The 21,333-nt window shown below is 62.4% G+C and carries 22 protein-coding genes; 7 read left to right on the top strand and 15 right to left on the bottom strand.

The window, feature by feature from the left end; genetic code table 11:
• Window position 1: 1 nt before the first annotated feature.
• Both Q1A89_RS03725 and Q1A89_RS03720 read right to left on the bottom strand, forming a co-directional pair.
• Window positions 2-1,282: a biopolymer transporter ExbB gene (locus Q1A89_RS03725; RefSeq protein ID WP_299723972.1), complete on the bottom strand. Its 1,281-nt coding sequence runs from the start codon at window positions 1,280-1,282 to the stop codon at window positions 2-4.
• 74 nt (window positions 1,283-1,356) lie between these two features.
• A complete protein-coding gene (locus Q1A89_RS03720) occupies window positions 1,357-1,887 on the bottom strand; it encodes a gamma-glutamylcyclotransferase (protein ID WP_299723970.1) in 531 nt (176 codons plus the stop codon).
• A gap of 64 nt (window positions 1,888-1,951) precedes the next feature.
• On the opposite strand from Q1A89_RS03720, the gene Q1A89_RS03715 reads away from it, so the two are divergent.
• The gene (locus Q1A89_RS03715) at window positions 1,952-2,950 is read left to right on the top strand and encodes a DUF2125 domain-containing protein (RefSeq protein WP_299723968.1); all 999 of its coding nucleotides are present in this window, start codon (window positions 1,952-1,954) and stop codon (window positions 2,948-2,950) included.
• 73 nt (window positions 2,951-3,023) lie between these two features.
• On the opposite strand, the gene Q1A89_RS03710 is transcribed toward Q1A89_RS03715, so the two are convergent.
• From Q1A89_RS03710 to Q1A89_RS03680, 7 genes are all read right to left on the bottom strand, one after another.
• Entirely contained in the window at window positions 3,024-3,782 is a 759-nt protein-coding gene (locus tag Q1A89_RS03710) for an extensin family protein (protein ID WP_299723966.1), read from the bottom strand.
• Entirely contained in the window at window positions 3,779-4,687 is a 909-nt protein-coding gene (locus tag Q1A89_RS03705; protein WP_299726070.1) for a prephenate/arogenate dehydrogenase family protein, read from the bottom strand. The genes Q1A89_RS03710 and Q1A89_RS03705 overlap by 4 nt, the downstream gene beginning before the upstream one ends.
• Window positions 4,687-5,775 carry a histidinol-phosphate transaminase gene (gene hisC / locus Q1A89_RS03700; protein WP_299723964.1) on the bottom strand — a complete coding sequence of 363 codons (1,089 nt, stop codon included), beginning with the start codon at window positions 5,773-5,775 and terminating at the stop codon, window positions 4,687-4,689. Before hisC ends, Q1A89_RS03705 begins: the two co-directional genes overlap by 1 nt.
• A 263-nt stretch (window positions 5,776-6,038) precedes the next feature.
• Complete coding sequence (locus tag Q1A89_RS03695) at window positions 6,039-7,076, bottom strand: endonuclease/exonuclease/phosphatase family protein (protein WP_299723962.1); 1,038 nt, start codon at window positions 7,074-7,076, stop codon at window positions 6,039-6,041.
• Between the two features lie 102 nt (window positions 7,077-7,178).
• Window positions 7,179-7,670 (bottom strand): DUF2867 domain-containing protein, encoded by a 492-nt coding sequence (locus Q1A89_RS03690; protein WP_299723960.1) that lies wholly within the window; start codon window positions 7,668-7,670, stop codon window positions 7,179-7,181.
• 157 nt (window positions 7,671-7,827) lie between these two features.
• Window positions 7,828-8,448 (bottom strand): 30S ribosomal protein S4, encoded by a 621-nt coding sequence (gene rpsD, locus Q1A89_RS03685; protein WP_299723958.1) that lies wholly within the window; start codon window positions 8,446-8,448, stop codon window positions 7,828-7,830.
• 162 nt (window positions 8,449-8,610) lie between these two features.
• Window positions 8,611-9,198 (bottom strand): DNA-3-methyladenine glycosylase I, encoded by a 588-nt coding sequence (locus Q1A89_RS03680; RefSeq protein WP_299723956.1) that lies wholly within the window; start codon window positions 9,196-9,198, stop codon window positions 8,611-8,613.
• Window positions 9,199-9,316: 118 nt separating this feature from the next.
• Here Q1A89_RS03680 and Q1A89_RS03675 point away from each other — a divergent pair, with 118 nt between their 5' ends.
• The 5 genes from Q1A89_RS03675 (at window position 9,317) to Q1A89_RS03655 (ending at window position 14,509) form a co-directional block, all read left to right on the top strand.
• Complete coding sequence (locus tag Q1A89_RS03675; protein WP_299723955.1) at window positions 9,317-10,162, top strand: EAL domain-containing protein; 846 nt, start codon at window positions 9,317-9,319, stop codon at window positions 10,160-10,162.
• Between the two features lie 139 nt (window positions 10,163-10,301).
• Window positions 10,302-11,477, top strand: a complete 1,176-nt coding sequence (locus tag Q1A89_RS03670) for an acetyl-CoA C-acetyltransferase (RefSeq protein ID WP_299723954.1) — start codon at window positions 10,302-10,304, stop codon at window positions 11,475-11,477.
• A 129-nt stretch (window positions 11,478-11,606) separates the two neighbouring features.
• Window positions 11,607-12,329 (top strand): acetoacetyl-CoA reductase, encoded by a 723-nt coding sequence (phbB, locus tag Q1A89_RS03665; protein ID WP_299723953.1) that lies wholly within the window; start codon window positions 11,607-11,609, stop codon window positions 12,327-12,329.
• 369 nt (window positions 12,330-12,698) lie between these two features.
• On the top strand, window positions 12,699-13,646 hold the full coding sequence (locus Q1A89_RS03660; protein WP_299723952.1) for a transcriptional regulator GcvA: 948 nt from the start codon (window positions 12,699-12,701) through the stop codon (window positions 13,644-13,646).
• Window positions 13,643-14,509: an EamA family transporter gene (locus tag Q1A89_RS03655; protein ID WP_299723951.1), complete on the top strand. Its 867-nt coding sequence runs from the start codon at window positions 13,643-13,645 to the stop codon at window positions 14,507-14,509. Before Q1A89_RS03660 ends, Q1A89_RS03655 begins: the two co-directional genes overlap by 4 nt.
• On the opposite strand, the gene Q1A89_RS03650 is transcribed toward Q1A89_RS03655, so the two are convergent.
• The 3 genes from Q1A89_RS03650 to Q1A89_RS03640 all read right to left on the bottom strand — a co-directional run bounded on the left by Q1A89_RS03650 (window position 14,506) and on the right by Q1A89_RS03640 (window position 15,718).
• A complete protein-coding gene (locus tag Q1A89_RS03650) occupies window positions 14,506-14,670 on the bottom strand; it encodes a DUF465 domain-containing protein (RefSeq protein ID WP_299723950.1) in 165 nt (54 codons plus the stop codon). The two genes, Q1A89_RS03655 and Q1A89_RS03650, sit on opposite strands and share 4 nt — an antisense overlap.
• Window positions 14,671-14,781: 111 nt before the next feature.
• Window positions 14,782-15,525 (bottom strand): methyltransferase, encoded by a 744-nt coding sequence (locus Q1A89_RS03645; protein WP_299723949.1) that lies wholly within the window; start codon window positions 15,523-15,525, stop codon window positions 14,782-14,784.
• Window positions 15,503-15,718, bottom strand: a complete 216-nt coding sequence (locus Q1A89_RS03640) for a DUF2007 domain-containing protein (protein WP_108835552.1) — start codon at window positions 15,716-15,718, stop codon at window positions 15,503-15,505. The genes Q1A89_RS03645 and Q1A89_RS03640 overlap by 23 nt, the downstream gene beginning before the upstream one ends.
• Before the next feature lie 55 nt (window positions 15,719-15,773).
• Between Q1A89_RS03640 and Q1A89_RS03635 the strand changes: the two genes are divergently transcribed.
• On the top strand, window positions 15,774-16,772 hold the full coding sequence (locus Q1A89_RS03635; protein ID WP_299723948.1) for a polyprenyl synthetase family protein: 999 nt from the start codon (window positions 15,774-15,776) through the stop codon (window positions 16,770-16,772).
• Here the strand turns inward: Q1A89_RS03635 and Q1A89_RS03630 are convergent.
• The 3 genes from Q1A89_RS03630 to Q1A89_RS03620 all read right to left on the bottom strand — a co-directional run bounded on the left by Q1A89_RS03630 (window position 16,748) and on the right by Q1A89_RS03620 (window position 21,180).
• Window positions 16,748-17,662 (bottom strand): 4-(cytidine 5'-diphospho)-2-C-methyl-D-erythritol kinase, encoded by a 915-nt coding sequence (locus Q1A89_RS03630; protein WP_299723947.1) that lies wholly within the window; start codon window positions 17,660-17,662, stop codon window positions 16,748-16,750. The two genes, Q1A89_RS03635 and Q1A89_RS03630, sit on opposite strands and share 25 nt — an antisense overlap.
• The gene (locus Q1A89_RS03625; protein WP_299723944.1) at window positions 17,655-19,364 is read right to left on the bottom strand and encodes a tetratricopeptide repeat protein; all 1,710 of its coding nucleotides are present in this window, start codon (window positions 19,362-19,364) and stop codon (window positions 17,655-17,657) included. Before Q1A89_RS03625 ends, Q1A89_RS03630 begins: the two co-directional genes overlap by 8 nt.
• A 166-nt stretch (window positions 19,365-19,530) precedes the next feature.
• On the bottom strand, window positions 19,531-21,180 hold the full coding sequence (locus Q1A89_RS03620; protein WP_299723941.1) for an electron transfer flavoprotein-ubiquinone oxidoreductase: 1,650 nt from the start codon (window positions 21,178-21,180) through the stop codon (window positions 19,531-19,533).
• Window positions 21,181-21,333: the final 153 nt, after the last annotated feature.

Below are 21,333 nucleotides of genomic sequence, written 5' to 3'. Positions count from 1 at the left end.
CTCAGCTGGTCCCGTTGTCAGGTTTCTGCCGCGCGCGATTAGCATCGGTCAGCGTGGTGCGCCGGTTCTGGCCGCGCGGCTGGCTGAGGGCCTTGGTCAGGGCCGACAGGTCGGTGCGCAATTCGGCCATGGTTTCCTGCCGCCCCGCGCTGATCTCTTCGAGGATTCGCAGCATCTGCACGTCGATCGAGCGCAGCCGCATCCGGCTTTCAGCGTCGATCCCGTCGCCCGTACCCTGTGCCTCGATCACTTCGACCAGCCGTTCCTGGGCTGCAACGCTGCGCGCCTGCCCATCGGCCATCTGGTTCAGCCCTTCGGCCATGCGGGTTTGCCCGTCCGCCAACCGGTCCAGACCGTCAGACGCACCGCCCTGCCCTTGCAGCTGCGCCGTCATCCGCTCGACCGCGTCTGTCAGCTTGCCCAGCTTTTCATCGACGATGGCGCGGCTGACGTCCGATTGCAGAAACACGTTTTGCAGGCTCTCCATCTGTTCGGCCAGATGATCGACCACGCCCGCCATCATGTTGGATTCGGTACTGCCGTCGCCTTCGGCGGCGAAACTGACACGGGTGATCGAGCTCAGCCACTCTTCAAGCTCGCGGTAAAACCGGTTCTGCCCGTGCCCGGCAAACAATTCCAAAAGGCCCACGATCAGCGACCCCGCCAGCCCCAGCAGCGACGAGGCAAAGGCCACGCCCATCCCGCTCAATTGCGATTCCAGCCCCGACATCAGCCGCCCGAACACCTCAAACCCGCTCTCGCCATCTTGCGGGGCAAGGCTGCGTATGGTGTCGACAAGGGCCGGAACAGTGGTCGCAAGCCCATAGAACGTCCCCAAAAGGCCAAGGAAAATCAGCAGGTTGACGATATACCGCGTGATCTCGCGCATCTCGTCGATGCGTGTGGCCACCGAATCCAGGATCGACCGGGTCGAGGTCGCGTTCAACTGCATCCGCGAACCGCGCGCCCGCAGCAGCGAGGCCAGCGACGCCATCAGCTGCGGCGCGCGCTCGTTCGCGTCCGGTCCGTCACCGACAAAGCGTTCGATCCAGCGCACCGACTGGATCAACTGGTAGACCATGTAGAAACAGGCGATCAGCCCGATCAGAAAGACAAAGACGATGAACCCGTTCAGATAGGGGTTCGCCTCGAACACTGGCAACACGCGGGGCAAGGCCAGAACAACGCCAAAGCCGGATAGGCCCAGGACGATCACCATCAATGCAATTTGCCGCCAGGGCTGTGAAAAGTGAGGGTGTGCCTCGGGTGTGGTCTGCGCCATGGGCTGGCTCCTGACCCCTTATTTGTTCTGCTCTTGGCGCAATCTATAAGGTTTTAGGCAAAAGCGCCAAGGATTTATGACCGGATCGCTGCAACGCGGCGGGCCAGCCAGTCAAGGTCGCTGTCGGCGACGCCCATCTCGTGCAGGTGCTCGGCCGTGTTGAACAGATATTCGCTGTTCGGCCCCCGCCCGCCAACCGCATGGGCGATGATCTGGGCCTGTTCTTCCAGCGGCAAACCGCCACAATATTGCACGTGATCGGGATCGATGACGTAGGTGACCGCGCTGACAGTCTCGCCCGTGCCCAGCGTCACATCCAGCATCCGCTCCAGATAGGCAGACGATATCAACTCGCGTTCGCGCAAATAGGCCAGCGTGGCGTCCTCGGTCCCTCCCGCCACCCGCAAGGCTACCCCGTTGCACAGCGCACCCTCGGCCTCATCCAGCGCCAGCACCAGCCCCGGCTCTGTGTCCGTGCCACGGTGATGGATGGATCGCATGCAGAACGAGCGCGCATAGCCCGCCAGCGTCGCGGTGGCCTGTTCGGCAACCTCAAAGCCGGGGTTCCACAACAGGCTGCCATATCCGAACACCCACATGGTCATTTGACTGGTCCTTTCCACATCGGATGCGATAGACCCGATTTCACCGAAAAGGGAAAGGGCGCGCATGCGCAAAGTGATCATTGCCGCCGCAGTTTTGGCCCTTCTCTGGTGCGGCTGGTGGTGGGCCGCCTCAAGCACGCTGCAAAACGGAACCCGGGCATGGTTCGAGGCGCGCGGATCCGAGGGCTGGCAGGCCGAGTTGGGCGCCGTCACGGGCGGCGGATTTCCGACCCGGCTGCAGGCCAACCTGTCGGATATCGCGCTGGCCGATCCGCAAGCAGGCCTTGCGATCCGCACCGCTACCCTTGGCATTTCGACCCCCACCCACTGGCCCGGCGACGTGACCGTGCGCCTTGATGAGGGCCCGATCGTGCTGGCCTCGCCCGTGGGCCGCTCGACCCTGACCATGCGCGAGGGCGTCATGGCGCTGAACCTGCACCCCGGCACGGCGCTCGAGCTTGAGGCGCTGGGATGGACGGCCCAAGACTGGCAGGTGGAGGATGCAAGTGGCACGCAGATGCAGGCCGACAGTCTCACGCTCACCATGACCCAGACCGATGGTCCCACTTACGATTTCGAGGCGCGCGCCGATGCCTTTGCCCCCGGCGATGCCACCCGCGCGCAATTGCGCCTGCCCGACACTTTCCCGCGTGCCTTTGACAGCCTGACGATGCGCGCCACGGTGACCTTCGACAAGGCATGGGACCGCCGCACGCTCGACACTGCGCGCCCGCAGCCGCGCCGCATCGCGCTGCATCTGGCCGAAGCGCGATGGGGTGATCTGAACCTCAACTTTGCCGGTGATATGGTGGTGGACGCGGGCGGCATCCCGGACGGCACCCTGTCGATCCAGGCCGAAAACTGGCGCACGATGCTCGATTTCGCGCAAGTCAGCGGCGCGCTCCCGCCCGCCTTGCGCAATCAGGCCGAAACCATTCTGCGGGTGCTGGCCGAGGCCTCGGGCAATCCCGACACGCTGGACGTCGACCTCACTTTGCGCGACGGCGCCATCTATCTTGGCTTCCTCCCCATCGCCCCGGCACCACGGCTGATCATCAGGTGACGGCCCACCCTTCTCTGATTTGGAAAAATCCCGGGGAGGTGCGCAGCACCGGGGCAGAGCCCCAAATCCGACCTCAGCGGCAATAGGCCCCGCCGCGATGCCGGGCGGTGTCAAAATGAAAATGGTCGCGGTGAAACCGGTCCGACTTTGGCCCCAGCACGGTGCCAAAGGTGCCGCAGGCCTCCTTGTGCATGCGCTTGAGCGCGCGGCCATTGCCCGAATTCCAGTCCCTGAGCACGGTCAGCGTGGTCCCGTCGCGCAGCACAAAGCCCGAGATGTCGATCGCCTTGCCCCGTCCGTGTTCCGAAATCCGGGCACCGGGCTGATTGTTGCGGGTCCGGCAGGCATAGTGCGCTGCAACGCGGTAACTGGCGAGCCCCCCGCCCTTGTTGCGCAGTACATTCTGGGCGCTCTTTTCCGTCCATCTTTTCAACGCCTTGGCGGCAGAGCAATCCAGCACCGCAGGCTGGCTCAGCGTCACGCCAGAGACGGATTTGACACGCACCGCCTCTTGAATGCCGCAGCCATTGATGCGCCCGGGGACAAAACCGACAACGTCGCCCTGCAGGTCCGGATCACCACACAACTGCCCCTTGCGCCGTTCATTGCGCCGCGCCATCGCGCGCTGCACCACCGCGCGCGGTCGCAGCGAGGGGCGCAGCGATGTGGCACCACCCACAAAGGCGACGGTTTGCACCGCAGGGGGGGGCGCGGGCGCGATCTCGACATTGCGCGCATCCGTCCCGGCCCGGGCCACCGGCCGTTTGGAGGTCTCGGGGGCCGCCGCCGCAAGGCCCGCCATCACCGTGAATGCCAGCGCCAGCCCTCTCACCGTTTCGCTCCGCGTCCGAAATCAGGCGCATCGGTGTCCTGACCTGCCTCGATGATGCCCCGCCGGATTGCGCGGGTGCGGGTGAAATAGGCGTGCAGATGGTCGCCATCCCCGCGCCGTATCGCGCGTTGCAGGGCGAACAGTTCTTCGGTGAAGCGGCCCAGAATTTCCAGCGTCGCGTCCTTGTTGTTCAGAAACACATCGCGCCACATGGTCGGGTCCGAGGCGGCGATGCGGGTAAAGTCGCGAAACCCCCCGGCAGAAAATTTGATGACTTCGCTGTCGGTCACCCGGCGCAGATCATCGGCCACCCCGACCATCGTATAGGCGATCAGGTGCGGTGCATGGCTGGTCACAGCCACCACAAGGTCATGGTGATCGGGGTCCATTTCCTCGACATTTGCCCCTAACCCTTCCCAGAAGGCGCGCAATTGCGCGACCGCATCCACATCGCTGCCCTCGACAGGGACCAGCAGGCACCAGCGGTTGTCGAACAGTTCGGCAAAGCCGCTTTCGGGTCCGGAATGCTCCGTGCCGGCCAGCGGGTGACCAGGGACAAAATGCACACCCTCGGGAAGGTGCGGCGCCACAGCGTCAATCACCGCGCGCTTGACCGACCCCACATCGGTGACCATCGCGCCGGGGGCCAGATGCGGCCCCATCTCCCCCGCAACATCGCCCATTGCACCAACAGGAACGCACAAAACGATCAGGTCCGCGCCGTCAACCGCTTCGGCGATGCTGTCACAGACCCGGTCGCACAGACCGATGCGCCGCGCCGTGTCGCGGGTTTCGCTTGAACGGGCATAGCCGGTGACTTCGCCCGCAAGCGCGCCGCGTTTCATTGCCCAGAATATGGACGAGGCGATCAGGCCCAGCCCGATCAGTGCCACTCGATCATACATCACGCCGCCGCCCCTTCACGCCATCGGGTCAGGGCGTCGATCACCCGGCCCGTCTGTTCCGCGTCCCCCACGGTGATCCGCAACCCCTCCGGAAAGCCATAACCCGCCACCCGCCGAATGAGGATACCAGCCGCGTTCAGCGCCGCCTCTGCCGCATCCGCCTCTGCCACATCCGTCGCGCGGGCGAGGACGAAATTGGCGTGACTTTCATCGCAGGCCAACCCAAGTTGGCGCAGCGCGCCGGTCAGCCGGGCGCGTTGTTCGATGTTGAGCGTCGTGCAGCGCTCAAGCCAGGCGCGGTCCCGCACCGCCGCCTCGGCCGCAGCCAGTTGCACCACCGACAGGTTAAAAGGCTGGCGGATGCGCGTCATCACGTCGATCATATCCTGCGGCCCATAACCCCAGCCCACCCGCAGCCCGCCAAGACCGTAGATCTTGGAAAAAGTGCGTGTGACCAGCACGTTATCGCGCGCTCTTGCGAGCGTAATGCCCCCGTCATAGCCGGTCGCAAACTCGGCATAGGCCCCGTCGATCACGAGGATCACGTAAGGCGGCAGACCATCCGCCAACCGCTCCAACTCGCCCTCGGGTAGCATCGTGCCGGTGGGGTTGGCCGGGTTGGCCAGCAGCACCACGCGGGTACGCTCGCTCACCGCGTTCAGGATCGCATCCACATCCACAACCCGCTCGGTTTCGGGCACGCAGACGCGCGTCGCCCCGGCCATGCTGGTCAGGATCGGGTACATGGAAAAGCCGTGCGCGGTATAGATGATCTCATCCCCCGCCCCGGCAAAGGCCTGGGTGACGAACTGCAGCACCTCGTCCGACCCGACGCCGCAAATCACGCGCGCAGGCTCGACCCCCCAAACCTCGGCAATGGCGGCGCGCAGGGCGGTGTGATCGGTGGACGGATATTTGTGCATCTCCCCGGCCGCCGCGCGCAGTGCCTCCATCGCACTAGGGGGCGGGCCCAGCGGGTTCTCGTTGGAACTGAGCTTGAGCACGTGCTCCACCCCGGCCAGATGCGACTGCCCGCCCTGATAAAGAGCGATGTCCATGATGCCGGGTTGCGGAGTGATGCGGGTCATGTGCGGGGCCTCGTTGTCTGCCAGCGCAGTTTTAGGGATGCGGGGGCAGAGTGGCCAGAGGCAAAAGCGCGCGCCAGACCCCGGCACGGAATCAAGGCCGCAGATCGCCGTGCCAGCGGCTGCCAGCCCCCCGGGCGGCCGCTACGTCGACCTTATTGCATCGCTAAAATGTCAGAGACAAATGACCACGATAAAACGATCCGAATTCACGTCGCGCGGCCTCCCGCGGGCAGCCACAGTCACGGCTTGCGCGAGGTCCGCCCCTAAACCGACGCGCCCTCTGCAGGCTTCCACTTGAACCCCACCCGGATCACCCCGTGATCATTGGTGCCGCTGTCCTTGTGGTCATCATGGTTCAGATGGTCATTCTCGACCACCATCTCGTCAAACGCCCAAATCCGCCGCTTGGAGTTGTCATAGAACTCCTGCGTGAACAGAATATGATCCAGACTCTCGCGGTAGCCCTTGAAAACATGGGTATAATAGACATCGCGGACCGACCGGTATTCCTGCATCGTCTGCGCGGTATACAGCGCATTGTCCCCGCCTCCGGACGACAAGGGCGACAGGTACGTCGGCTGCTCACTCAGGATGTTGAGGGTGTTGCTGTCCTTGCCATCGTTCATGTCGCCGATCACGACCACGGGCGTATCCGTGGTCTTGGCGAGCTTGGTGACCAGCACCCGCAAGGCCGCAGCCTCAGCTGTGCGGCGCACCGTGGAAATGGCATAGCCAAGGGCGGCGGCGTGGGGGCCGTGCACCTCCTTTTCGTACCAGCTGCGCTCGCGCCAGATCTGCGTCGGGCGGCGCGATTTGAAATGGCAGACAAAGACATGGATGTCCGGCGTGCGTGGATCAGGGCGGACCCTGAAATGCAGCACGGGGCGGGAAAACGTGCTCAGCTTGACCTCGATAAAGTCCTGTTGCGGGTCATCCCCGCCGGATTTCAGCACGTATTCGGGGGGAAAGTCGGTGATCCATTCCGGCTCCCCCACCAGCATCCCCTCGCGCACGAGGGCGGCACAGACGATCCCCTTGCCGTTGTGATCCGGAGGGACAAGTGCGGTATAGGTGTCCTCCAACTCTCCGGCGGCCAGGGCCTGCTGGATCGCATCGCCCGCCCACAGCTCCTGCAGGCCAATCACATCCGCCTCCAGACGCAGCAACACATCGCGGGTAAAGTTGATCTTGCGCGCAAAGGTCGGGAAATCCCACCCATCCGTATCGCCATAGATCGCTTCACCGGGAAGTTGCAGATTCAAAAGGTTAAAACTCGCAAACGAGATATCGCGGGCACCCATGTCGGTCTCCAAATCAGTTCAAAGAATGAAGGAAACCTACCACAGGTTGCGCGCCGCGGGGATGAAAAATGCACCCCGGGTCAGCAGCCCTTTCTGCTCTTGTCAGGCCGGGTGTGGCGGCGTGCGCAGCGCGTCATTACGCGCCACCCGGGCCAGCGCATCGCGCACAATCATGATGTGAAAGGGCATGATCAGGCCAAGGTACAAGCGCCCGCCAATATTGTGCGGGTGCACCCACGTGGCCAGCGACACAACCCCGTCCTCGGATCGCACCGACACGCGAAAATCGAGGTGCTTGTCGTCAAAGCCAGCGATCAGTTCGGTCCCGCTTTCCGACTCAACCGGAAACGGGCCCAGCTTGTCTGCCGCTTCCGGGCCGACCTGTGACAGGCCAAACGGCGCGGTGATCAGCGCGCGCAGCTTGACCAGAACCTGCGCCCAGCCGGGAAAGGACGTGATGATCTCGGCCGCGGCGCGCGGGGTCGCCGTCGAGGGCACGCTGTAGCAGTCCAGGAAATCGCCGCGCTGCTTTCGGGACAGCAGGGCGCTGTCCGCGGGCAATCGGGTGGCGGTGACGTTGGGGCGTGTGAACATGGTGCAACTGCCTTTTTGCCGGTTCCGTACCTCTAACTTAGGCACGCTGGCGCCACCGCGCGGTGTGACACGTGCGCGCAAGGGCAGAAACGAAAACAGGCCGCCCCTTGGGACGGCCCGAAAAGGCGGCAGACCGGGCATAACGCCCGGCGCGCACTTAGTTTTTGGCGTAGAATTCGACCACGAGGTTCGGTTCCATCATCACCGGATAGGGCACATCGCCCAGAGTTGGTGTGCGCACGAATGTGGCGGTCAGTTTCGAGTGATCGACATCCATATAGTCCGGCACATCACGCTCGGGCAGCTGTGTTGCCTCAAGGATCGCGGCCATCTGCTTGGAACGGTCACGCACTTCGATCACGTCGCCTTCCTTCACGCGGTAGGAGGGGATGTTGACCTTTTTGCCGTTCACACGGACGTGGCCGTGGTTCACGAACTGACGGGCGGCGAACACGGTTGGCACGAACTTGGCACGATAGACAACGGCGTCCAGACGTCGCTCCAGCAGACCAATCAGGTTTTCACCGGTGTCGCCTTTGACCCGCTCCGCTTCGGCATAGATGCGACGGAATTGCTTTTCGGTCAGGTCGCCGTAGTAGCCCTTCAGCTTCTGCTTGGCGCGCAGCTGAATGCCGAAATCCGACAGCTTGCCCTTGCGGCGCTGACCGTGCTGGCCGGGGCCATATTCACGACGGTTGACGGGGGATTTGGGGCGACCCCAAATATTTTCGCCCATGCGGCGATCGAGTTTGTACTTGGCAGACGTGCGTTTTGTCACGGCTGATCTCCTTCTATAGTCGAAGGCGCTCCCCTGCTAAGGGAGTAGCCAACAAGTGAAGGGCGTTGTCCTCTGCCCCGATTTTGCGGGACCGACAGGAAACCCCTTGCGGGGGCCACCAACACCAATGAAAGCGCGCTTATACGGCTGCTGAGGGCAGAGTCAACGCCCCAAAACAGGACGCGCCAGTGCGGCACATGCGCCGTGGCGATCACAGGTCAGAATGTGATCATTGACCAGCCCCGTGGCCTCCATGAAGGCATAGACAATCGTGGGGCCGCAAAACTTGAACCCGCGCGCCTTGAGGTCTTTTGACACCTGCACCGACATCGGCGTCGCGGGTGGCACCTCACCTTGCGTGGCAAAACGGTTTTGCAAGGGCACACCATCGACGTATTTCCATAAAAACTGATCGAAGCCTTCGGCAGCATTAACCTCGAGATAGGCGCGGGCGTTGCTGATCGTGGCCTCGATCTTGCCGCGATGGCGGATGATCCCGGCATCATTCAGCAGGCGCTGCACGTCCGCCTCGCCCCAATCGGCAATCACTTCGGGGTCGAACCCGGCAAAGGCGGTGCGGAAATTGTCGCGCTTTTTCAATATGGTGATCCAGCTGAGGCCCGCCTGAAAGCCGTCAAGGATCAGCTTTTCCCAAAGTGTGCGCGCGTCATATTCCGGCACGCCCCATTTGGTGTCGTGATATTCGACATAGATCGGGTCCACCCCCGCCCAGCCACATCGCCCGTCCATCTGACCTCACTTTGGTTAACACAGAAAATTGGAACAAAATGCAAACTTTAAGACAGTTTTTACACCCCGCGGGCCATGGTGACCAGAGGATGTGATTACCGGGGGTGCTTGCCACACCATGCCAAATTTCAAACCCATCGACATGCCGGTTGGCGCTGAAAATCCGTTGAGTGCGGCGGTGATGAACCGCGACCGGAACACGCTGGCGATGGTGGCAGAGGCGGTCAAGCACAGGCAGACGCTGCTGGCCTTTCAGCCGGTGGTCGTGGCCGGTCAGGGCAATCGGGTCGGTTTTTACGAGGGACTGATCCGGGTGATCGATGAAACCGGGCGGATCATTCCGGCCAAGGATTTCATGCCTGTGGTCGAACGCGCCGAACTGGGGCGCGAGATTGATGTGGTGGCGCTGAACATGGGGCTGCGCACGCTGCACGAAAACCCGTCCATGCGGCTGTCGATCAACATGTCCGCCCGTTCCATCGGCTATCAACGCTGGATGCAGACCCTGAACCGCTGGCTCAAGAAAGACGCCTCTGTTGGCGAACGGCTGATCCTGGAAATCACCGAAAGCTCGGCCATGGACCAGCCCGAACTGGTGGTCGATTTCATGGAACGGCTCAGCGCGCGCGGCGTCTGCTTTGCGCTGGATGACTTTGGGGCAGGTTACACTGCGCTGCGCTACCTCAAGGATTTCTATTTCGACATCCTCAAGATCGACATGCAATTCTGCCACGGCATCGCCGATGACCGCGACATTCAGGTGCTGACACAGGCGATGATCCATATCGGCCAGCATTTCGATATGCTTGTTGTCGCCGAAGGGGTCGAACGGGTGCAGGATGTCGAAGTGTTGATTGAACTGGGGGCGGACTGCCTGCAGGGCTATTACTTCGCCGCGCCCGAGGTGCGGCCAAACTGGCTGCACGGCCAGAACAGTGGCAAAAAGGCAGGTATGCGCGCCTGAACCCAGTAGTTTGTTTGCGCAAGGTCAACGAATCCGATATCGCAAGGCCAACGCGGGGCAGTCTGGGGTCCGCACTACGTGCCATTCGGGGTGCCGCTCGGACCGTCCTCACGGTAACTTTAACTGAGGATTTGACCCCATGACCAATATCGTCATCGCTTCTGCCGCCCGCACTGCCGTCGGCAGCTTTGGTGGTTCTTTCGCCAACACCCCTGCACATGATCTCGGCGCAACCATGCTCGAAGCCATTGTCGAACGCGCAGGCGTCGATAAATCCGAAGTCTCGGAAACCATTCTGGGCCAGGTTTTGACCGCCGCCCAGGGGCAAAACCCTGCCCGTCAGGCCCATATCAACGCCGGTCTGCCACAGGCCTCCGCCGCATGGTCGATCAACCAGGTCTGCGGCTCGGGTCTGCGCGCCGTGGCGCTCGGCGCCCAGCACATCGCCCTTGGCGATGCCGACATCGTCGCCGCCGGTGGACAGGAAAACATGACACTTTCGCCCCACGCCGCCAATCTGCGCGCCGGGCACAAGATGGGCGACATGAGCTATATCGACACCATGATCCGCGACGGGTTGTGGGATGCGTTCAACGGCTATCACATGGGTCAGACGGCTGAAAACGTCGCCGCCCAGTGGCAGATCACCCGCGACGCACAGGACGAATTCGCCGTGGCCAGCCAGAACAAGGCCGAAGCCGCGCAAAAGGCAGGCAAATTCGCCGACGAAATCACCGCCTTCACTGTCAAGACCCGCAAGGGCGACATCGTGGTGGACAGCGACGAATACATCCGCCACGGTGCCAACCTCGAAGCGATGTCGAAAATGCGCCCCGCCTTCACCAAGGACGGATCGGTCACCGCCGCCAACGCCTCGGGCCTCAATGACGGCGCCGCAGGTGCACTGCTGATGACAGCCGAAAACGCCGAAAAGCGCGGGATCGAGCCACTGGCACGCATCGCAAGCTACGCAACCGTCGGCCTTGACCCCTCGATCATGGGTGTCGGCCCGATCTATGCCTCGCGCAAGGCACTGGAAAAGGCAGGCTGGAAGCCAGAAGACCTCGATCTGGTCGAAGCCAACGAAGCCTTTGCCGCACAGGCCTGTGCCGTGAACAAGGACATGGGCTGGGATCCGGCAATCGTGAACGTGAATGGCGGCGCCATCGCCATCGGCCACCCCATCGGGGCGTCCGGTGCGCGCATCCTCAATACCCTGCTCTTCGAAATGAAGCGGCGCGATGCGAAAAAGGGCCTCGCCACGCTCTGCATCGGCGGCGGCATGGGTGTTGCCATGTGCCTCGAGCGCGACTGATCCACATCCCGTAAGGCGGGCCTGTGGCCCGCCCGACCATCCGCTTGACCATTTCGCCGCGTAATAATGTTGCGCAAACCACCATTATGCGCGAAACAAACATATCAATAACCCGGAGGAGAATCCCCCATGTCCCGCACAGCCCTTGTCACCGGAGGCAGCCGAGGAATCGGAGCCGCAATTTCCACCGCCCTCAAGGACGCCGGCTATTCCGTCGCTGCGACCTATGCCGGCAATGACGAGGCCGCGGCCAAGTTCACGGATGAAACCGGCATCAAGACCTACAAATGGAACGTCGCCGATTATGACGAATCCGCCGCCGGAATCGCGAAGGTCGAGGCCGATATCGGCCCCATCGACGTTGTTGTGGCCAATGCAGGCATCACCCGCGACGCCCCTTTCCACCGCATGACGCCCGAACAGTGGCATCAGGTCATCGACACCAACCTCACCGGCGTGTTCAACACCGTCCACCCGGTCTGGCCAGGCATGCGCGAGCGCAAATTCGGGCGCGTCATCGTGATTTCGTCCATCAACGGTCAAAAAGGGCAGTTCGCGCAAGTCAACTACGCCGCGACCAAGGCCGGCGATCTGGGCATCGTGAAATCGCTCGCTCAGGAAGGCGCGCGCGCAGGCATCACCGCCAACGCGATCTGCCCGGGCTATATCGGCACCGACATGGTGATGGCAGTTCCGGAAAAGGTCCGCGAATCGATCATCGCGCAGATTCCGGCGGGTCGACTGGGCGAGCCCGAGGAAATCGCGCGCTGCGTCGTGTTCCTGGCGTCGGACGATTCAGGGTTCATTAACGGATCGACCATTTCGGCCAACGGGGCGCAGTTCTTCGTCTGATCGTGCATTTTCGGTGCACAGCCTGTGCACAGTGTGTGTACGGGCTGTGTATCGCGAAAATCGCAACAAAAAGGGCCGGTGCAGCGCTGCACCGGCCCTTCCTTTATCCCGTAAGATGGCGCGCGCGCATCAGCGGGAAGTCTTGCCTCCGAACAGCCAGCTCAGGGCCAGCGCAAAGGCGGCGCCACGTTCGGCATGGGCCTTCTGAATGCCGTTACGGATGGCGCTATGTGCAGATGTCTCAAGCATGGTGCGGTCCTTTCTGGGTCGGTGTGTCTGTCGTGTTCCTTGCGCTCAATATGTCGCTATCGGCGCTTTGCGACAAACGAGACTTTCCCTGAGTTCAGTTAAGCTGTACTTGTCTGGCCTATGGCTGATCGTTTGCCCCCTCTCACCGCTTTGCGCGCCTTTGATGCCGCCGCACGGCACATGTCCTTTGCCAAGGCCGCCGAAGAACTGTTCGTCACGCCCGCCGCCCTCAGCTTTCAGATCAAGTCGCTCGAAGAGCATCTGGGCACACAGGTGTTCCGCCGCCTGAACCGCGCCGTGGAATTGACGGATGCAGGCAAGGCGCTGGCGCCGGGCGTAGCGGACGGGTTTCAATCGCTGGCCGCGGCCTGGCGTTCAGCCGAAAGAACACTGGATGATCATACGCTTACGGTAACGGCTGGCCCCGCCTTTACCGCCAAGTGGCTGGCACCCCGCCTTTACGAATTCGCCCAGGCGCACCCGGAGGTCGAGTTACGCTTTTCCGCCTCGCTCAAGATGATGGACTTTGGTCGGGATGCGATCGATGTCGCGATCCGCTTTGGATACGGGCCGGACACCGGGCTTTATTCTGTGCCGCTGGCAAACGAATGGGTATGTCCGGTCATGACGCCCGCGCTTGCCGCGCGTTATCCCACAGCGCAAAGCCTGACCGAAGCACCGCTCATCTTTGATGACAGCATCAGTTTTCTCGAACCGCGCTGTGATTGGGAAATCTGGTTTCGCGCCATGGGGATTGAATATGCGCCCACGCAAGGCCCACGGTTCAGCCAGGCCGATCACGCCATCGACGCAGCCCTTGCGGGGGTCGGCGTGGTGCTCGGGCGGCGCGCGCTCGTGGTCAAGGACCTTGATGATGGCCGCCTTGTCGCGCCCGTCAAAACGGCACTGGAAACAGGGGTGCGGTTCCGGTTCTTGTGCGCGGAAGGCGCCGAAAACCGACCCCAGATCGCAGCCTTTCGTGACTGGATCGTCGCCGAGGTCGCCAAGACCGAGCATATCTCCGACGCAATGACCCGCCTGCCCTCGTCGGATTTTCAACGCCCATGACCCGATCAGTTGCCACTGCCATCGGTTTTGTTGCGGTTCTGTTGTGGGGCGTGCTTGCCCTTCTCACTGTCGGCTCCGCCCCCACCCCGCCTTTCCTGCTCAACACCTTGTGCTTTGCGATCGGGGGCAGCCTTGGGCTGGTCTGGACTGCGGCCTCCGGTGGGTTGGTTCAATTGCGCAAAGTTCCGGCACGCGTCTATGTCTTTGGAACGTTGGGCCTTTTCGGCTATCACGCGTTGTACTTTTCTGCCCTGCGACTCGCCCCCGCAGCCGAGGCGGGGTTGATCGCCTATCTTTGGCCGCTGCTGATCGTGCTGTTTTCAGGTCTGTTGCCGGGCGAATCCCTGCGGGCCGGGCACGTGCTGGGCGCGCTTGTTGGCTTTGCGGGCGCGGCGCTGATCGTGACCGGGGGCGCTGCAGGTTTTCAACCCGATGCTATCGCGGGATACGCGCTGGCGCTGGCCTGCGCGCTGACCTGGTCGACCTATTCGGTGATGTCGCGCAGCCTGGGCGCCGTGCCCACAGCGTCTGTTGCGGTGTTTTGTCTTGCCAGCGCCGCCCTGTCCCTGCCGCTACATTTCGCTTTTGAAACAACCGCTTGGCCGGAGGGCACGATTGGCTGGACCAGCGCAGTCCTCTTAGGGCTCGGGCCGGTGGGCCTGGCATTCTACGTCTGGGACATTGGCGTGAAACACGGCGATATCCAGCTTCTCGGCACCGCGTCCTATGCGGCACCGCTGCTGTCTACGCTTGTTCTGGTACTGGCTGGCGTCGCGGCACCCACATGGTCACTGGCCGTGGCCGCAGCATTGATCTCTGCCGGGGCTCTGTTGGCGGCGCGCGCCAGCCTGAAGGGGGATTAGCCCGACAATCGGGTGATTTCTTCTTTCAGTTTCAGCTTTTGCTTTTTGAGTGTTGCGACCTCGATCTGGTCCACACCCGGTGCGCGTTGCGCCATATCGACCTGCTCGCTCAGGGTCCGATGCTTCTTTTTCAACTCTTCGAGATGGGCAGTGATGCTCATGCAATCCTCCTTGCTGATAAAGTGCAGGATCAGCCAAGCACAAGAACCGCCTCATGTCACGCTGCACCCGCACAATGTGGACAAGTGAACAGGTTTCGGCTTAACGAATGGTTAAAGCGGCAGCGCGGCACCATCGCGCAAAACGGCCTGAATGGCGAGCATATAGCTATCACCATCGCTCTCGTGCTGAGCCCCGGCATGCAGGATGACGGGCGGATGCAGGCGAAAATCGGCGCGACCGTCCTTGCGCGCACGAAAGATTACCAGCTCGGCCAGCTTGCCCATGCGTGGGCAGATTGGCCAGATTTCGGGGCTGCCAAGACGCCCTTGCGCGGCGGCCAACAAGTCCGGCAGCCGCTCGGCCCGGTGAATCATGTGCAAATACCCCCTGTGGCGCAGCCGTCTTGCCCCCGCATCCACCCAGGCCAGCAAAGGCGTATTCAAACCGCGCGCCGCCTCGCGCCCGGCATCCTGTGCCTGCCGCCCAGCCGTCCGATCGAAAAAAGGCGGGTTGGCCAACACGTGATCAAAGCTGCGCGCGCGCACCGCGTCCGGCAATGCGGTCACATCCCCGACCGCCGTCTCAAGCCCATTGCGCGCGGCCAGCGCGGCATAGTCTGCCTGGCGTTCGACCCCCATCAGATCAAGCCCCGGCACCCGCGCACCCAGACACAAGGCCGCCGTGCCAACGCCGCAGCCCAGATCCAGCACCGATTCGCCCTGCCTCGCCGGCACCGAGGCCGCCAGCAGAACCGGATCAACTCCAGCCCGATAGCCAGCACGCGGTTGCCACAGGTGCAGTCGTCCGCCCAAAAACGCATCACGCGTCAGGTCAGTGTCCGAGATCGATGTCATTGTCTTTCATCGCCCGCAATGCCGCGTCATAATCGGCTTCGCGCACCATCAGCCGACGCGGGAAAATTCCGATGCCACCTTCGAGGATGCTCATATTTACGTCCATCTGAAAGCAGTCTATATCCTCGCCTTCAAGAAGGGCCGAGGCAAACGCGATGATGGTCGGGTCGGTGCTGCGCAAAAGTTCCTTCATATCATGGATGTAGGGGCATCCTTGGCCAAATGTCGAGGGGGAACGAGGTAAGGGCATGGACGCATCTGACATCGCAAAACCACATGATCGGCTGGCTGCGTGGCTGGCGGCGGACATGGATGCCGTGAATTCCCTGATTCAGACGCGGATGGCGTCCCGTCACGCGCCCCGCATCCCCGAAGTCACCCGCCACCTCGTCGATGCAGGCGGCAAGCGCCTGCGCCCGATGCTGACGCTGGCTGCAGCCCATATGTGTGGCTATGGCGGCCCCTATCACGTCCATCTGGCCGCCACGGTCGAGTTCATTCACACAGCCACGCTGCTGCATGACGATGTGGTTGATGAAAGCGCACAGCGGCGCGGGCGGCCCACCGCCAACCTGCTCTGGGATAACAAATCCTCAGTTCTGGTGGGCGATTACCTGTTTTCGCGCAGTTTCCAGTTGATGACCGAAACCGGCAATATGGACGTGCTGCGTATCCTGTCGGACGCGTCGGCCACCATTGCCGAAGGTGAAGTGCTGCAGATGACCGCGGCGCAAGATCTGGCCACGGACGAAGCCGTCTATCTGCAGGTGGTGCGCGGCAAGACGGCGGCCCTGTTTTCCGCCGCCACCGAAGTGGGTGGCGTCATTGCGGGCGCCGACAAGGCCATCGTGAAGGCGCTGTTTGACTACGGTGACGCGCTTGGCATCGCCTTTCAAATCGTGGATGACCTGTTGGATTATCAGGGCCAGTCGGCCGCCACGGGCAAGAATGTGGGCGACGATTTTCGCGAACGCAAACTAACCCTGCCGGTGATCAAGGCGGTGGCCATGGCCGATGCCGAAGAGCGCGCCTTCTGGTCGCGCACCATCGAAAAGGGCCATCAGGAAGACGGCGATCTGGATCACGCTCTTTCCCTTTTGCACAAGCACGACACGCTTGAGGCGACGCGTCTTGATGCCATCGCATGGGCGGACAAGGCCAAGACGGCGCTGGCCGCCCTGCCCGCGCATGAATTGCGCGACATGCTGATTGATCTGGCCGACTACGTGGTGGAACGGATCAACTGAGGCACGGCCTTTTTGCCGCCGTTCAGGCGACCTGAGCGCACCCACCAGTCGGGATGGGCCGCGCTGATCGCCTCGGCGGCCGCCTGGGCCAGATGCACCCGCTCGAAGATGCCGAAACAGGTCGCACCCGACCCTGACATGCGCGCTAGACGGCAGGTGTCGGTCCCCTGCAGCGCCGCTAGCACATCCGCGATCCGAGGGCAGTCGGCGATTGCGGGGGCCTGCAGGTCGTTGCGTTGCGCGGCGATCCAGTCGAGCGCCGCATCGCGATCTTCAAAGCTGTCTGGCCATGGATCAAGGCCATGATTGTCCTTGGTGCTGAGCGCAGAAAACACCGTCGGGGTCGACACTTGCACGCGCGGGTTCACCAGCACGACGGCATAGGGAAACAGGTCGGGGATCGGGGTAATCTGCTCTCCGATCCCTTGCACGCGGGCCGGATCGCTGAGGACGCACATGGGCACGTCGGCCCCGATCTCAAGTAGGTCGATGGCGTCTTGCGGGGTCGGATCGCGCGGGGTGTCGTGCCCCTCGACAGCGGCGCGCAACAGTAGTAATCCGCGATAGGTGGCCGCCGCATCTGCCGACCCACCGCCGATGCCCGAGGCCATCGGCAGGTGCTTTTCCAGCGCCATGGACAGGGGATGGTCCGGGGTCCAGAACTGCCGCGCGGCATGCCACATGATGTTGGTGTCAGAGGCGAGGTCCGGCACGCCCTCGGGTCCGCTGACCTCAAGATCGCACCGCCCGCCGGTCGACAGGGTCACCCAGTCGCCGATATCGGCAAAGGCCACAGCAGAATCGATCAGGTGATAGCCATCATCGCGTTGGCCGGTGATATGCAGGGCGAGGTTGATCTTGGCCGGGGCAAAGACCCGAACCTCAGTCATCAGCGGCCTTGAGCGGGGGCGCGCCTTCTTCTTCGAGGACCACGTCCAGACCAACCTCGAGCTTGCGGCGCATACGGGTCGGATCGGCCTCTCCGTCCACCTCGTCAGGGTCCACAAAGCTGAGCGCACGCATCCACTGGAACTGCGCTTCGCGTTCGCGCCCCACAGACCAATAAACGTCACCCAGATGGTCGTTGACCACCGGATCGACCGGCATCAACTCGACCGCGCTTTCCATGTGGCCCACCGCCTCGTCATAGCGGCCAAGGCGGTAAAGCACCCAGCCCAGACTGTCGACGATATAGCCGCTTTCGCCATTGGTGGCCTCGACAGCCTGTTCGATCATCGCCAGCGCTTCGTCGAGCTTGATCTGCTTTTCGACCAGCGAATAGCCGAGGTAGTTCAGCACCTGCGGCTGGCCCGGATTCAATTCGAGCGCGCGGCGGAAATCAGCCTCGGCGCGGGGCCATTCATCCTGACGTTCCAGCGTGATGGCGCGGGCATAGTGCAGAAACCATGCGCCCGCTTCGCCCTCACGGGTGAGCGCAATGGCGCGGTCATAGGCGGCGGTCGCCTCTTCGAACTGGTCTTGCTGGCGCAGCACATCACCCAGCGTGGAATGCACGATGGAGAGATCGCCAAAGCGTTTGGCCAGTTGCTCGAGCACCTCGATGGCCGCTTCAGGCTTGCCGGATTTGCGCAAGGCGGCGGCACGTCCCAATTCGGCGGCGTGAAAGGCCGGATGGTCTGCGGGCACTTCCTTGTAGACCGCGTTGGAGAGCGCATATTGCTCAAGCTGTTCGAGCAGATCGGCGACCAGCAACAATGCATCAATCTGGTCGGGGCGCAGGTGGCGTGCAATGCGCGCATAAATCAGGGTGTAGTCGGCCCCCGCATCCTGACGCAGCGCACCGGCCACGGAATAGAACACCTCTGCCGCACCGTCCTGCGCCGAAGTGATGTGGGTAAAGGGCAATGTCTCGCCCGCTTTCAGCGCTTCGACCATCGCGGCAAGTTCCGGGTCAGAGGACGAGCCAAAGGCCGCCTCGAGCGAGGTCACCGCATCGTCATTGCGCGCCAGTTGCGACAGCACTTCGGCCCGTGCCATGGCACCACGGCGGGTGCGCTGCAGCGGGCCGGCCTCGGCCAGGAACAGTGCTTCGGACGCTTCAAAATCACCCAGCGAGGCCAGCGCCATCGCCTTGTGATACAGGGCAAAGCCGCGCAGGCCGCGTTCCTCGCTGATGCGGTCGAACTCGGCCATGCCTTCGTCGACACGGCCCGCCCCGATCATCGCCCAGGCGCCCAGCAACCCGTCCACGAGCGGCCCGATTCCGGCAGTTTCCACGTTGCGTTCGAGGTAGGTGTCATATTCACCGTTCGCCAGCAGGTCGGCGATCACGGTCATATGCGCGGCCTGACTGCGCACACCGCGCTGTTCCAGCAACTTGGCCACAGGCAGCGCACGGTCGATCTGTCCGATGGCCAATTGGGTGGCGATCACATCCTCCATCAGCCCGACATTGGACGGATCGCGTGCAAGAGCGGCGGTGAAATAGCGCGCGGAAGCCTCGAAATCGTTGCGGATCGCCGCTTGCCGCGCGGCAAGATAGGCCCCCGACAGCGAATCCGCAGACGCGATATGCGGTGTCACGGCGACGCCTGTGGCCAACACAGTGCAAAGAAGAAGAGTGCGGATCACGGGGTGTCACCTGCTGATTAGGATTACGCTCGGGGCCAAGCTAGCAGGTCTGGCTACAGGCGCAATGTGGCCTCGCGAAATGGTTAGATTTCCAGCGCAGCCCATTGGCGCACGAAAAAGGCCGGGCAATGCGATGCGCCCGGCCTGGTCTTGTCATCCCGCAGGATCACATATTCGGATAGTTCGGCCCGTCCCCGCCTTGCGGCGTGGTCCATGTGATGTTCTGGGCCGGGTCCTTGATGTCGCAGGTCTTGCAGTGCACGCAGTTCTGGAAGTTGATGACAAAGCGGGTGTCCTTGCCCTCTTCCTCAACAAATTCATAGACACCTGCGGGGCAATAGCGCGCCGAGGGGCCTGCGAATTTCGGCAGGTTTTGTGCGACGGGGATGGCGTCGTCGCTCAGCCGCAGGTGCGCGGGCTGGCTTTCCTCGTGGTTGGTAAAACTGAACGCGACGTTGGTCAGCCGGTCGAACGACAATTTCCCATCGGGTTTGGGATAGTCGATGGGTGTGTGTTTGGACGCCTCTTCGGTGGCTTCAGCGTCGGATTTGCCGTGACCCAGCGTGCCGAACAGCGAAAAGCCGATCGTGTTGGTCCACATATCCAGCCCGCCACCCAAAAGCGAGGCGACCAGCCCGTATTTCGACCACAACGGTTTGACGTTGCGCACTTTTTTCAGATCGTGCGCGATGGGGCCAGTGCGCACGAGCGCCTCGTAGCCGTCAAGTTCATCGCCGGACCGCCCTTTGCGGATAGCGACATAGGCCGCCTCGGCCGCGGCCTTGCCCGACAGCATCGCGTTGTGGTTGCCCTTGATGCGGGGGACGTTGACCATGCCCACCGAACAGCCCAGCAATGCGACTCCGGGTGCCACCATCTTGGGCATCGACTGGTATCCCCCTTCGGAGATCGCGCGCGCACCATAGGCGACCCGTTTACCGCCCTTCAGCAGCTCCGCCACCATCGGGTGATGCTTGAAGCGCTGGAATTCCATGTAGGGGAACAGGTGCGGGTTCTTGTAGTTCAGGTGCACCACGAAACCAACGTATACCTGATTGTTCTCAAGGTGATAGATGAACGATCCACCTCCGGCATTCTTGCCCAGCGGCCAACCCATCGTGTGGGTCACTGACCCTTCCTTGTGCTTGTCCGGGTCGATTTCCCAGATTTCCTTCATGCCGAGGCCGTATTTCTGCGGCTCTTTCCCGGCAGAGAGGTCGTATTTGGCGATCACCTCTTTGGACAGCGACCCGCGCACGCCTTCGGACAGGAACACGTATTTGCCGTGCAGCTCCATGCCCGGCTCGGTGTTCTCGCCAATCGACCCGTCAGCCTCGAGGCCAAAGACACCGGCCACAACACCTTTGACTTCGCCATTGTCGCCATAGACCAGTTCCGAACATGCCATTCCGGGGAAAATCTCGACCCCTAGTTCCTCGGCCTGTTCCGCCATCCAGCGGCAGACATTACCCATCGACACGATGTAGTTGCCGTGGTTGTTCATCAGCGGTGGCATCGGGAAGTTGGGGATACGGATCTGTCCGGCCTCGCCGAGCATATAGAAGTTGTCGTCCTTGACCGGAACGTTCAGGGGCGCGCCTTTTTCTTTCCAGTCCGGGATCAATTCGTCGAGGCCCACAGGGTCCAGCACAGCACCTGACAGGATGTGGGCGCCGACTTCGGACCCCTTTTCAAGCACCACCACATTCAGGTCCGCATCCAGCTGTTTCAGCCGGATCGCCGCCGACAGACCGGCAGGGCCCGCCCCGACGATCACAACGTCATATTCCATCGCTTCGCGTTCAATCTCGGCCATGTCAGACCACTCCCTTATCCCGTCTCGAAGGGCGCACCCCTCGCGAAAAACCTTCCAAGCTGGCTAGCCCAGCACCGCCCCATATGCAATCGCGACACCGCGTAAAATCCATGTTCTGCTGCGATGGGTCGCGCTGGCTCTTTCCATGTGTCA

The sequence above is a fragment of the uncultured Tateyamaria sp. genome, from assembly GCF_947503045.1.
GTDB lineage: Bacteria > Pseudomonadota > Alphaproteobacteria > Rhodobacterales > Rhodobacteraceae > Tateyamaria.
This window is presented reverse-complemented; position numbering and strand designations above follow the sequence as displayed.

Coding starts and splice junctions, on each gene's coding strand:
- Q1A89_RS03720 (WP_299723970.1), bottom strand. CDS start 1,887: ATGACCATGTGGGTGTTCGGATATGGCAGCCTGTTGTGGAACCCCGGC.
- Q1A89_RS03645 (WP_299723949.1), bottom strand. CDS start 15,525: ATGACATCGATCTCGGACACTGACCTGACGCGTGATGCGTTTTTGGGC.
- Q1A89_RS03650 (WP_299723950.1), bottom strand. CDS start 14,670: ATGAGCATCACTGCCCATCTCGAAGAGTTGAAAAAGAAGCATCGGACC.
- Q1A89_RS03705 (WP_299726070.1), bottom strand. CDS start 4,687: ATGTATGATCGAGTGGCACTGATCGGGCTGGGCCTGATCGCCTCGTCC.
- Q1A89_RS03690 (WP_299723960.1), bottom strand. CDS start 7,670: ATGTTCACACGCCCCAACGTCACCGCCACCCGATTGCCCGCGGACAGC.
- Q1A89_RS03640 (WP_108835552.1), bottom strand. CDS start 15,718: ATGAAGGAACTTTTGCGCAGCACCGACCCGACCATCATCGCGTTTGCC.
- Q1A89_RS03655 (WP_299723951.1), top strand. CDS start 13,643: ATGACCCGATCAGTTGCCACTGCCATCGGTTTTGTTGCGGTTCTGTTG.
- hisC (WP_299723964.1), bottom strand. CDS start 5,775: ATGACCCGCATCACTCCGCAACCCGGCATCATGGACATCGCTCTTTAT.
- Q1A89_RS03695 (WP_299723962.1), bottom strand. CDS start 7,076: ATGGGTGCCCGCGATATCTCGTTTGCGAGTTTTAACCTTTTGAATCTG.
- Q1A89_RS03630 (WP_299723947.1), bottom strand. CDS start 17,662: ATGACTGAGGTTCGGGTCTTTGCCCCGGCCAAGATCAACCTCGCCCTG.
- Q1A89_RS03680 (WP_299723956.1), bottom strand. CDS start 9,198: ATGGACGGGCGATGTGGCTGGGCGGGGGTGGACCCGATCTATGTCGAA.
- Q1A89_RS03725 (WP_299723972.1), bottom strand. CDS start 1,282: ATGGCGCAGACCACACCCGAGGCACACCCTCACTTTTCACAGCCCTGG.
- Q1A89_RS03620 (WP_299723941.1), bottom strand. CDS start 21,180: ATGGCCGAGATTGAACGCGAAGCGATGGAATATGACGTTGTGATCGTC.
- Q1A89_RS03675 (WP_299723955.1), top strand. CDS start 9,317: ATGCCAAATTTCAAACCCATCGACATGCCGGTTGGCGCTGAAAATCCG.
- Q1A89_RS03660 (WP_299723952.1), top strand. CDS start 12,699: ATGGCTGATCGTTTGCCCCCTCTCACCGCTTTGCGCGCCTTTGATGCC.
- phbB (WP_299723953.1), top strand. CDS start 11,607: ATGTCCCGCACAGCCCTTGTCACCGGAGGCAGCCGAGGAATCGGAGCC.
- Q1A89_RS03715 (WP_299723968.1), top strand. CDS start 1,952: ATGCGCAAAGTGATCATTGCCGCCGCAGTTTTGGCCCTTCTCTGGTGC.
- Q1A89_RS03635 (WP_299723948.1), top strand. CDS start 15,774: ATGGACGCATCTGACATCGCAAAACCACATGATCGGCTGGCTGCGTGG.
- Q1A89_RS03670 (WP_299723954.1), top strand. CDS start 10,302: ATGACCAATATCGTCATCGCTTCTGCCGCCCGCACTGCCGTCGGCAGC.